The following is a 9641-nucleotide window of genomic DNA, read 5'->3' on the forward strand; positions in this document are numbered from 1 at the left end:
CATCCTCCAGCCTAGCGTGCATTGCAATGCTGGCGAGACCGCCCGGTCACAGGTTGTGCCACAGACGGTACAAACTGTCACGAAGGCTGTACCAAAACCGTCACAGACAGAGTCCGTCGGTCCGACAAAAATCGCGTAAGGCCTTGATTTGCCTGACCTGCAAGGCAGTGGCCCGACCTTTGCTCTACGCTTATAACAAGCGCACATGCGCCTCTCTTATAAGTACAAAAGCCAAGGAGAAATCACCATGCGTTACGCTCACCCCGGTACTGAAGGCGCTATCGTTTCGTTCAAGAGCAAATACGGTAACTACATCGGCGGCGAGTTCGTCGCGCCTGTTAAAGGTCAGTACTTCACCAATACCTCGCCAGTAAATGGCCAACCGATTGCCGAATTCCCGCGCTCCACGGCCGAAGACATCGAAAAAGCCCTGGACGCTGCCCACGCGGCCGCCGATGCCTGGGGCGCCACGTCCGTCCAGGCTCGCTCGCTGGTGCTGCTGAAAATCGCCGACCGCATCGAACAGAACCTGGAAGTCCTGGCAATCACCGAATCCTGGGACAACGGCAAAGCCGTGCGTGAAACGCTCAACGCCGACATCCCGCTGGCGGCCGACCATTTCCGGTATTACGCCGGTTGCATCCGCGCTCAAGAAGGCAGCGCCGCCGAGATCGATGGCAACACCGTGGCCTATCACATCCATGAACCGCTGGGCGTGGTCGGGCAGATCATCCCGTGGAACTTCCCGATCCTGATGGCCGCGTGGAAACTCGCCCCGGCCCTGGCGGCCGGCAACTGCGTGGTGCTCAAGCCTGCCGAGCAAACCCCGCTGGGCATTACCGTGCTGATGGAGCTGATCGGCGACCTGCTACCACCCGGCGTGCTGAACGTGGTGCAAGGCTTCGGCAAAGAAGCCGGCGAAGCGCTGGCCACCAGCAAACGTATCGCCAAGATTGCCTTCACCGGCTCGACCCCGGTCGGCTCGCACATCATGAAATGCGCCGCTGAAAACATCATTCCGTCCACCGTGGAGCTGGGTGGCAAGTCGCCGAACATCTTCTTCGAAGACATCATGCAAGCCGAAGAAACCTTCATCGAAAAAGCCGCCGAAGGCCTGGTGCTGGCGTTCTTCAATCAGGGCGAAGTCTGCACCTGCCCTTCCCGCGCCTTGGTGCAAGAGTCGATCTACGACGACTTCATGAAAGTCGTGATGAAAAAAGTGCTGTCGATCAAACGTGGCGACCCGCTGGACACCGACACCATGGTCGGCGCCCAGGCGTCCGAGCAGCAATTCGACAAAATCCTTTCGTACCTGGAAATCGCCAAGGGCGAAGGCGCCGAGCTGCTGACCGGCGGCAAAATCGAAAAACTCGAGGGCAACCTGGCGACCGGGTATTACATCCAGCCGACCCTGCTCAAGGGCACCAACAAAATGCGCGTGTTCCAGGAAGAAATCTTTGGCCCGGTGGTGAGCATCACCACCTTCAAGGACGAAGCCGAAGCCCTGGCCATCGCCAACGACACCGAGTTCGGCCTGGGTGCCGGTCTGTGGACCCGCGACATCAACCGCGCCTATCGCATGGGCCGCGCCATCAAGGCCGGTCGTGTGTGGACCAACTGCTACCACCTGTACCCGGCGCACGCCGCGTTCGGCGGTTACAAAAAATCCGGCGTCGGTCGTGAAACCCACAAAATGATGCTCGATCACTATCAGCAGACCAAAAACCTGCTGGTGAGCTACGACATCAATCCGTTGGGCTTCTTCTAAAAGCGTCTGTCGCAGGCAAGCCACTCTCCTTGTGGGAGTGAGCTTGCCTGCACATTAGGCCTTCGCGCCAACCCGGCAACCACGCCGGTCAAAAACAATAAGAACAGGTGAACCCTATGCCTAGCGATCAAGCCAGCGTGCAGCCGGCTACCTCCTCGGTCGACTTTGAAAAAGTCGGCTCCGACTATTTCCAGCAACGTGAACTGAAAAAAGGTGCAGCAGGCTGGGTCCTGCTAGTGGGTCTGGGCGTGGCCTACGTCATCTCCGGCGATTATGCGGGTTGGAACTTCGGCTTGGCCCAAGGTGGCTGGGGCGGTATGTTTCTCGCCACGTTGCTGATGGCGACCATGTACCTGTGCATGTGTTTCTCCCTGGCGGAACTGTCTTCCATGATTCCTACCGCGGGTGGCGGCTACGGTTTTGCCCGTAGCGCATTCGGGCCGTGGGGCGGGTTTCTGACCGGGACCGCGATCCTGATCGAATACGCAATCGCCCCGGCGGCGATCGCGGTGTTTATCGGCGCCTATTGCGAATCACTGTTCGGCATCGGCGGCTGGATGATTTACCTGGCGTTCTACATCATCTTTATCGCCATTCACATTTTCGGGGTCGGCGAAGCCCTGAAGTTGATGTTCGTCATCACCGCCGTCGCGGCCTTGGCATTGGCAGTATTTCTGATCGCGATGGTGCCGCACTTCAATGTCGCCAATTTGCTGGACATCCCGGTGACCGACGCCAAGGGCGCCAGCAGCTTCCTGCCCTTCGGCTATGTCGGCGTCTGGGCAGCCATTCCTTACGCAATCTGGTTCTTCCTCGCTGTCGAAGGCGTGCCGTTGGCAGCAGAAGAGACCAAAAACCCGAAACGCGACCTGCCGCGCGGATTGATCGGCGCCATGCTGGTGCTAGTGAGCTTTGCCCTGCTGATTCTGGTGATCGGACCAGGCGGTGCCGGCGCCAATGCACTGCTGACCTCGGGTAATCCGTTGGTCGAAGCATTGAGCAAGGCCTATGGCGGCTCGACCTGGATGGGCCACTTCGTCAATCTGGTGGGTCTGGCGGGTCTGATCGCCAGTTTCTTCTCGATCATCTATGCCTACTCGCGGCAGATCTTTGCCCTGTCCCGCGCCGGCTACTTGCCACGCAAACTGTCCGAGACCAACAAAAGCAAGGCCCCCGTACTGGCGCTGATTATTCCCGGCATCATCGGTTTCGGCTTGTCGCTGACCGGTCAGGGTGACTTGCTGATTCTGGTGGCGGTGTTCGGTGCGACCATTTCCTACGTCCTGATGATGGCGGCGCACATCACACTGCGCATTCGGCGCCCCAAAATGGATCGCCCATACCGCACGCCGGGCGGTATCTTCACCTCGGGTGTAGCGCTGGTGCTGGCTTGCATCGCCGTGGTGGCGGGTTTTCTGGTAGACCCACGCGTGGTGATTGGCGCTGCGATCATCTATGGAGTGTTAATTGCTTACTTTGCTTTCTACAGTCGGCATCACTTGGTAGCAGGCACGCCCGAAGAAGAATTCGCGGCCATTCAGAACGCTGAAAAAGCCCTGCACTAACGGCCAGAAATCACGGCGCAGGCCCTGTCTGCGCCGTCACGGAGAATCTGTATGGCAAGTTTTGCTCACACGGTCGGCGCCCAGACCTATCGCTTCGACAGCCTCAAGGACGTCATGGCCAAGGCCAGTCCGGCGCGCTCCGGGGATTTTCTGGCCGGCGTCGCCGCCCTCAACGATGGCGAACGTGTGGCCGCGCAGATGGCCCTCGCCAACATCCCGCTCAGCCACTTCCTGCAAGAAGTACTCATTCCTTACGAGGCCGATGAAGTCACCCGACTGATCATCGACACTCACGATAAACAAGCTTTCGCCGCCGTCAGCCACCTCACCGTCGGCGGCTTTCGCGACTGGCTGCTTAGCGACACCGCCGACGAACAGAGCCTGCGCGCCCTCGCGCCAGGCCTGACCCCGGAAATGGCCGCCGCCGTGTCGAAGATCATGCGCGTGCAGGATCTGGTGCTGGTGGCGCAGAAAATCCGTGTTGTTACAAAATTCCGCGGCACGATGGGTTTGCGCGGCCGGTTATCCACACGCCTGCAACCCAATCACCCCACCGATGAACCGGCCGGCATCGCCGCGAGCATTTTGGACGGCCTGCTGTACGGCAACGGCGACGCGATGATCGGCATCAACCCGGCCACCGACAGCATCGCCTCGATCTGCGCCATGCTGGAAATGCTCGACGCGATCATCCAGCGCTACGAGATTCCGACCCAGGCCTGCGTGCTGACGCATGTCACCACGTCCATTGAGGCTATCAATCGCGGCGTTCCGCTGGACCTGGTGTTCCAGTCGATCGCCGGCACCGAGGCGGCCAACGCCAGTTTCGGTATCAACCTGAACGTGCTGCAGGAAGGCTACGACGCCGGTTTGAGCCTGAATCGCGGCACGCTGGGCCGGAATCTGATGTATTTCGAGACCGGCCAAGGCAGCGCCCTGTCAGCCAACGCCCACCACGGCATCGATCAACAGACCTGCGAAACCCGCGCCTACGCCGTGGCGCGCCATTTCAAACCGTTCCTGGTGAACACCGTCGTAGGATTCATCGGCCCGGAATACCTCTACAACGGTAAACAGATCATCCGCGCCGGCCTCGAAGACCACTTCTGCGGCAAGCTCCTGGGCGTGCCCATGGGTTGCGACATCTGTTACACCAACCACGCCGAAGCCGACCAGGACGATATGGACACTCTGCTGACCCTGTTGGGCGTGGCCGGGATCAACTTCATCATGGGCATCCCCGGCTCCGATGACATCATGCTCAACTATCAGACCACCTCGTTCCACGACGCCCTTTACGCCCGCCAGACACTGGGCCTGAAACCGGCGCCGGAATTCGAACAGTGGCTGGCGAGAATGGGCATTTTCACCCAGGCAGACGGCAAGATTCACTTCGGCGACAGCCTGCCGCCGGCTTTCCGCCAAGCGATGGCGCAACTGGGATGAGTGTTGAAATGGATAAACCACCCGTTGACCCACAGAACCCGTTGCTGGAACTGCGTCGCCTGACCCCGGCGCGGATCGCCTTGGGAAGAACCGGCACCAGCATGCCGACCAGCGCGCAGCTGGATTTCCAGTACGCCCACGCTCAGGCGCGGGATGCGGTGCACTTGCCGTTCGACCATGTGTGGCTCAGCTCACAACTGGCTGAACGCGGGCGTGCCAGTCTGCTGCTACACAGCGCCGCTACGGACCGGAACAGTTATTTGCAACGCCCCGATTTGGGGCGAAAGCTGAGTAATGAGTCGGCGCAGGCACTGCGCGATTACGCATTGGCCAATCCCGGCGGTGTCGATCTGGCAATTGTCATTGCCGACGGGTTGTCGGCGCTGGCCGTTCATCGCCATACCCTGCCGTTTCTGGCGCGGATGGAAGATCAGATTGTGAGTGACGGCTGGTCCGTCTCACCGGTCATTCTGGTGGAACAGGGCCGGGTCGCCGTAGCCGACGAGATCGGCGAGCTGCTGGGTGCAAAAATGGTGGTGATCCTGATCGGCGAACGCCCTGGCCTCAGCTCCCCGGACAGCCTGGGGCTGTATTTCACCTACAATCCAAAGGTCGGGCTGACGGATGCCTATCGCAACTGCATCTCCAATGTCCGGCTCGAAGGCCTGAGTTACGGCATGGCGGCACACCGTTTGCTGTATTTGATGCGCGAAGCCTGCCGGCGGCAGTTGTCAGGGGTCAATCTGAAGGACGAAGCCCAGGTTCTGACACTGGAGTCGGACGCAGGAGCGGACATGAAAGGTAATTTCCTACTGAGTTCGTCGGATGCCTGAACCGTTTCCGCATTGCGTTTCTGATCCAGTTTCAGGCAGGATCGAAACACGGCCGCCCGAGTGAGAACCGTTCGCCGTCACAGTACGTGAAGACAGCCACTTGAAGACGAGACCTACCATGCGGATTATTCAAGCGACCCTCGAACACCTAGACCTGTTGACCCCGTTGTTCGTCAAATATCGCGAGTTTTATGGCTCCCTGGCTTATCCGGACTCGTCCCGGGCGTTCCTTGAAAAGCGCCTGCGTCGCAAGGAGTCGGTGATCTACCTGGCCCTGGCCGATGACGACAGCAACAAACTGATGGGTTTCTGTCAGTTATATCCCAGCTTTTCGTCCCTTTCGCTTAAGCGCGTGTGGATCCTCAACGACATCTACGTCGCCGAAGAGGCCCGCCGCCAGTTGGTGGCCGACAACCTCATCCGCACCGCGAAGAAAATGGCCAAGGAAACCAACGCTGTACGCATGCGCGTTTCCACCAGCAGCAACAACGAAGTCGCGCAGAAAACCTACGAATCCATCGGGTTCAAGGAAGACACCGAGTTCAAGAACTACGTGTTGCCGATCAGCGACGAGCTATAAGCCGAAAAGATCGCAGCCCTTAGGGGTACGGCCAGAGGCTGCGATCTTCTCTCACTGCGCTCCGAAATCCCCCGCTACAAACTCAACGCGCTTTTCACCTCTCAGCCCGTATAATGCCGACGTTTCCGGCTTGTAAGAAAAACTACACCCGTCTGTAGCCTTTCGCGAAGTCATCCGCACAGGCCTGCCGAGTCGGGCCGTCACCTCAGGTGCTCTCCATGGATTTCAACCCGCTCGACCTTATCCTGCATCTCGATGTTTACCTCGATTTGCTGGTAACCAACTACGGGCCATGGATTTACGCCATTCTGTTCCTGGTGATCTTCTGCGAAACCGGTCTGGTGGTCATGCCGTTCCTGCCGGGTGATTCCCTGCTGTTCATCGCGGGTGCCGTTGCGGCCGGTGGCGGCATGGACCCGGTGCTGCTGGGCGGCCTGCTGATGCTCGCGGCGATCCTTGGCGACAGCACCAACTATGTGATCGGACGAACGGCGGGTGAGCGTTTGTTCAGCAACCCAAACTCGAAAATCTTCCGCCGCGACTACCTGCAGCAAACCCACGACTTCTACGACAAACACGGCGGCAAAACCGTGACCCTGGCGCGTTTCCTGCCCATCATCCGCACCTTTGCCCCGTTCGTCGCCGGCGTCGCCAAAATGCCTTACCCGCGTTTCTTCGCCTTCAGCGTCCTCGGCACTATTCTGTGGGTGGGTGGCCTGGTGACCCTCGGTTTCTTCTTCGGCAACGTACCGTTCATCAAGCAAAACCTGTCGCTGCTGGTCGTGGGCATCATCCTGCTGTCGCTGGTGCCGATGATCATCGGCATCATCCGCAGCCGCTTCGGCAACGCCGCATCCAAAGCTCAATCGCGCTGATTCACCATGTGGTCCCTTAGCGCCTGGCGTCGCCGGCGCACCTTGGCCAAACATCCGATTGCCGACGACATGTGGCAGCGGGTGCGCCATCACCTGAGTTTTCTCGATGGCCTCAGCGCCGCTGAAGACCGGTGGCTGCGTGAAGCCAGCGTGCTGTTCCTCCAGGACAAACACTTGACCGCCCTGCCCGGCGTCGAACTCCACCAGGAACAGCGCCTGCTGCTTGCCGCCCAGGCGCAATTGCCGTTGCTGCACCTGGGCGATCTGAACTGGTATCAGGGTTTCCACGAAATCGTCCTCTACCCCGACGACTTCCTCAGCCCCCAGCGCCATCGCGACGCCAGCGGCGTCGAGCACGAATGGGACGGCGAACACAGCGGCGAAGCCTGGCAGCAAGGCCCGATCATCCTCGCGTGGCCCGGCGTGATGGCCAGTGGTGGCTGGGAAGGCTACAACCTGGTGATCCACGAACTCGCGCATAAACTCGACATGCTCAACGGCGACGCCAATGGCCTGCCGCCGCTGCACGCCAACATGCGGGTCAGCGACTGGGCCAAGGTCATGCAAGAGGCCTACGACGACCTTGATCGGCAACTGGACCGCAACCCGGATGCAGAAACCGCCATCGACCCGTACGCTGCGGAAAACCCGGCCGAATTCTTCGCGGTCACCAGCGAATACTTCTTTAGCGCCCCGGATTTGCTGCACGAGGCGTATCCTCAGGTCTATGAGCAGCTGAAGCTGTTTTACCGCCAGGACCCGCTGGCCCGGCTGCGGCAACTTCTGGCCGAGAACCCGGTCTATCAGGCACGCGACTAAGGTCTCTACGACCCTTGGATCGTGGCATCGGCGGCGGAATATGCCTATAATCGCCGCCACTTTTTGGTCAATCCGGCCAAGTGTTTTTGGTCAACTAACGGGGGCACCGCCCAATGAGCTACAGCAAGATTCCGGCTGGCAAAGACCTGCCGAACGACATCTACGTCGCGATCGAGATTCCGGCCAACCACGCCCCGATCAAATACGAAATCGACAAAGACAGCGATTGCCTGTTCGTTGACCGTTTCATGGCCACCCCGATGTTCTACCCGGCCAACTACGGTTTCATCCCGAACACCCTGGCTGACGATGGTGACCCCCTCGACGTGCTGGTCGTGACCCCTTACCCGGTTGCTCCAGGTTCGGTTATCCGCGCCCGTCCAATCGGCATTCTGCACATGACCGACGACGGCGGCGGCGATGCCAAAGTCATCGCAGTGCCACACGACAAGCTGTCCCAGCTGTACGTCGACGTGAAAGAGTGCAGCGACCTGCCACAACTGCTGATCCAGCAGATCGAGCACTTCTTCGCGAACTACAAAGACCTCGAAAAAGGCAAATGGGTGAAGATCGAAGGTTGGGGCGACGCAGAAGCCGCTCGCACCGAGATCATGAAGTCGGTTGCTGCCTATAAAGGCTGATAGCCGTCTCTCACGAACGGCTATAACGAAGAACCCCGGTTGATCCGGGGTTTTTTGTGGGCGTTTGAAAATCACATTCAACAGCACATTTAACGGGCGGGCAAACCGGTTTTTTCTTGTTTAATTTATACAAAAGACGTCTTACATCAGGACTTAAATTTCACGCCAGATTTGAACGTTTTGTTGAATCAAAGCCTTATGCCGCACGGCTAGACTCGTGTTTATGAAAAAGAACAAAACCTGCGGCCCACGATTCAGAATGCTCCTGAAAGAGCTACAAATCACGACAACGAGATTTGCCGAATTCCTGGGTATTTCCGACCCTCAAACTGTCCATAACTGGTATACCCGCGGAGTTCCTGACTACCGCATGGAAGATGTCGCCAGAAGACTGTCCGTGAACACTGGATGGCTGAAAACCGGCGAAGGACCGCAAGACGCCAGGGAATTGCATCTGATCGATGCATCCGGCAATACCTTCGACGCCCAGTCAATCCGGGGCACCTATCGGGTCATCGACCCAGTCGATATCGAACTACCCTTTTACAAAGAAGCGACCACTGCCCCCGGCTCCGACAAAACCCATGTCATCAAAGACCCCAGCGAGTCGATCCGCCTGCCGCGCAGCGATCTTGACTCCCTGGAAATCAAGCACGCCGATGCCATCTGCGCCCGCATGGTTGGCAACAGCATGGCCGAAAAAATTGAAGATGGCTCCATCGTCGCCATCGACCGCGGGCTCACGCAAATTGTCGACGGAGAGATTTACGCAATCGAGCACGACGGCATGTTGCGCATCAAATACCTGAGCCGGGTACCAGGCAACGCGATACGCATGCGCAGCCACAACAGCTCCGAATACCCGGATGAAGTCTTCAGACCTCCGCAAATCGAAGAGCAAAACATAAGGGTTCTGGGATGGGTGTTCTGGTGGTCGACCCTGAATAAACGCAGGCCACCCATACCTTTTCTGTAAATACATGACTGTGTAATTGAATGGACTCGCCCACGCCGAGGCGTCAATGCGCCACGGTGGCAGTCTAAACAGCCAACGACAGCGAGGGCGAGTCCATGAAAAAGCATACTTCGATTGATCAATCCTTGTCTTCTGCCG

Annotated in this window: 9 protein-coding genes; all 9 read left to right on the forward strand. The window is 58.7% G+C overall.

The window, feature by feature from the left end; translation table 11 throughout:
- Positions 1 to 247 precede the first annotated feature (247 nt).
- The 9 genes from CKW16_RS22665 to CKW16_RS22705 all read left to right on the forward strand — a co-directional run bounded on the left by CKW16_RS22665 (position 248) and on the right by CKW16_RS22705 (position 9503).
- The gene (locus tag CKW16_RS22665; RefSeq protein ID WP_095130787.1) at positions 248 to 1768 is read left to right on the forward strand and encodes an aldehyde dehydrogenase family protein; all 1521 of its coding nucleotides are present in this window, start codon (positions 248 to 250) and stop codon (positions 1766 to 1768) included.
- Between the two features lie 116 nt (positions 1769 to 1884).
- Complete coding sequence (eat, locus tag CKW16_RS22670; RefSeq protein WP_095130789.1) at positions 1885 to 3333, forward strand: ethanolamine permease; 1449 nt, start codon at positions 1885 to 1887, stop codon at positions 3331 to 3333.
- 51 nt (positions 3334 to 3384) lie between these two features.
- Positions 3385 to 4779 (forward strand): ethanolamine ammonia-lyase subunit EutB, encoded by a 1395-nt coding sequence (locus CKW16_RS22675; protein ID WP_095130791.1) that lies wholly within the window; start codon positions 3385 to 3387, stop codon positions 4777 to 4779.
- A gap of 8 nt (positions 4780 to 4787) precedes the next feature.
- On the forward strand, positions 4788 to 5612 hold the full coding sequence (gene eutC, locus CKW16_RS22680; RefSeq protein WP_176471592.1) for an ethanolamine ammonia-lyase subunit EutC: 825 nt from the start codon (positions 4788 to 4790) through the stop codon (positions 5610 to 5612).
- A gap of 118 nt (positions 5613 to 5730) precedes the next feature.
- Positions 5731 to 6192: an N-acetyltransferase gene (locus CKW16_RS22685; protein ID WP_095130795.1), complete on the forward strand. Its 462-nt coding sequence runs from the start codon at positions 5731 to 5733 to the stop codon at positions 6190 to 6192.
- A 218-nt stretch (positions 6193 to 6410) separates the two neighbouring features.
- On the forward strand, positions 6411 to 7067 hold the full coding sequence (locus tag CKW16_RS22690) for a DedA family protein (RefSeq protein WP_095130797.1): 657 nt from the start codon (positions 6411 to 6413) through the stop codon (positions 7065 to 7067).
- Positions 7068 to 7073: 6 nt separating this feature from the next.
- Positions 7074 to 7886 (forward strand): zinc-dependent peptidase, encoded by an 813-nt coding sequence (locus CKW16_RS22695; protein ID WP_095130799.1) that lies wholly within the window; start codon positions 7074 to 7076, stop codon positions 7884 to 7886.
- Between the two features lie 113 nt (positions 7887 to 7999).
- On the forward strand, positions 8000 to 8527 hold the full coding sequence (ppa, locus tag CKW16_RS22700) for an inorganic diphosphatase (RefSeq protein ID WP_095130801.1): 528 nt from the start codon (positions 8000 to 8002) through the stop codon (positions 8525 to 8527).
- Positions 8528 to 8750: 223 nt separating this feature from the next.
- On the forward strand, positions 8751 to 9503 hold the full coding sequence (locus tag CKW16_RS22705; RefSeq protein ID WP_095130803.1) for a S24 family peptidase: 753 nt from the start codon (positions 8751 to 8753) through the stop codon (positions 9501 to 9503).
- Positions 9504 to 9641 lie beyond the last annotated feature (138 nt).

It is taken from the genome of Pseudomonas sp. Irchel s3h14 (assembly GCF_900187425.1).
GTDB lineage: Bacteria > Pseudomonadota > Gammaproteobacteria > Pseudomonadales > Pseudomonadaceae > Aquipseudomonas.

Bases quoted from the DNA above. Each gene is read 5' to 3' on its own strand.
- CKW16_RS22665 (WP_095130787.1), top strand. From the start codon at position 248: ATGCGTTACGCTCACCCCGGTACTGAAGGCGCTATCGTTTCGTTCAAG.
- eat (WP_095130789.1), top strand. From the start codon at position 1,885: ATGCCTAGCGATCAAGCCAGCGTGCAGCCGGCTACCTCCTCGGTCGAC.
- CKW16_RS22675 (WP_095130791.1), top strand. From the start codon at position 3,385: ATGGCAAGTTTTGCTCACACGGTCGGCGCCCAGACCTATCGCTTCGAC.
- eutC (WP_176471592.1), top strand. From the start codon at position 4,788: ATGGATAAACCACCCGTTGACCCACAGAACCCGTTGCTGGAACTGCGT.
- CKW16_RS22685 (WP_095130795.1), top strand. From the start codon at position 5,731: ATGCGGATTATTCAAGCGACCCTCGAACACCTAGACCTGTTGACCCCG.
- CKW16_RS22690 (WP_095130797.1), top strand. From the start codon at position 6,411: ATGGATTTCAACCCGCTCGACCTTATCCTGCATCTCGATGTTTACCTC.
- CKW16_RS22695 (WP_095130799.1), top strand. From the start codon at position 7,074: ATGTGGTCCCTTAGCGCCTGGCGTCGCCGGCGCACCTTGGCCAAACAT.
- ppa (WP_095130801.1), top strand. From the start codon at position 8,000: ATGAGCTACAGCAAGATTCCGGCTGGCAAAGACCTGCCGAACGACATC.
- CKW16_RS22705 (WP_095130803.1), top strand. From the start codon at position 8,751: ATGAAAAAGAACAAAACCTGCGGCCCACGATTCAGAATGCTCCTGAAA.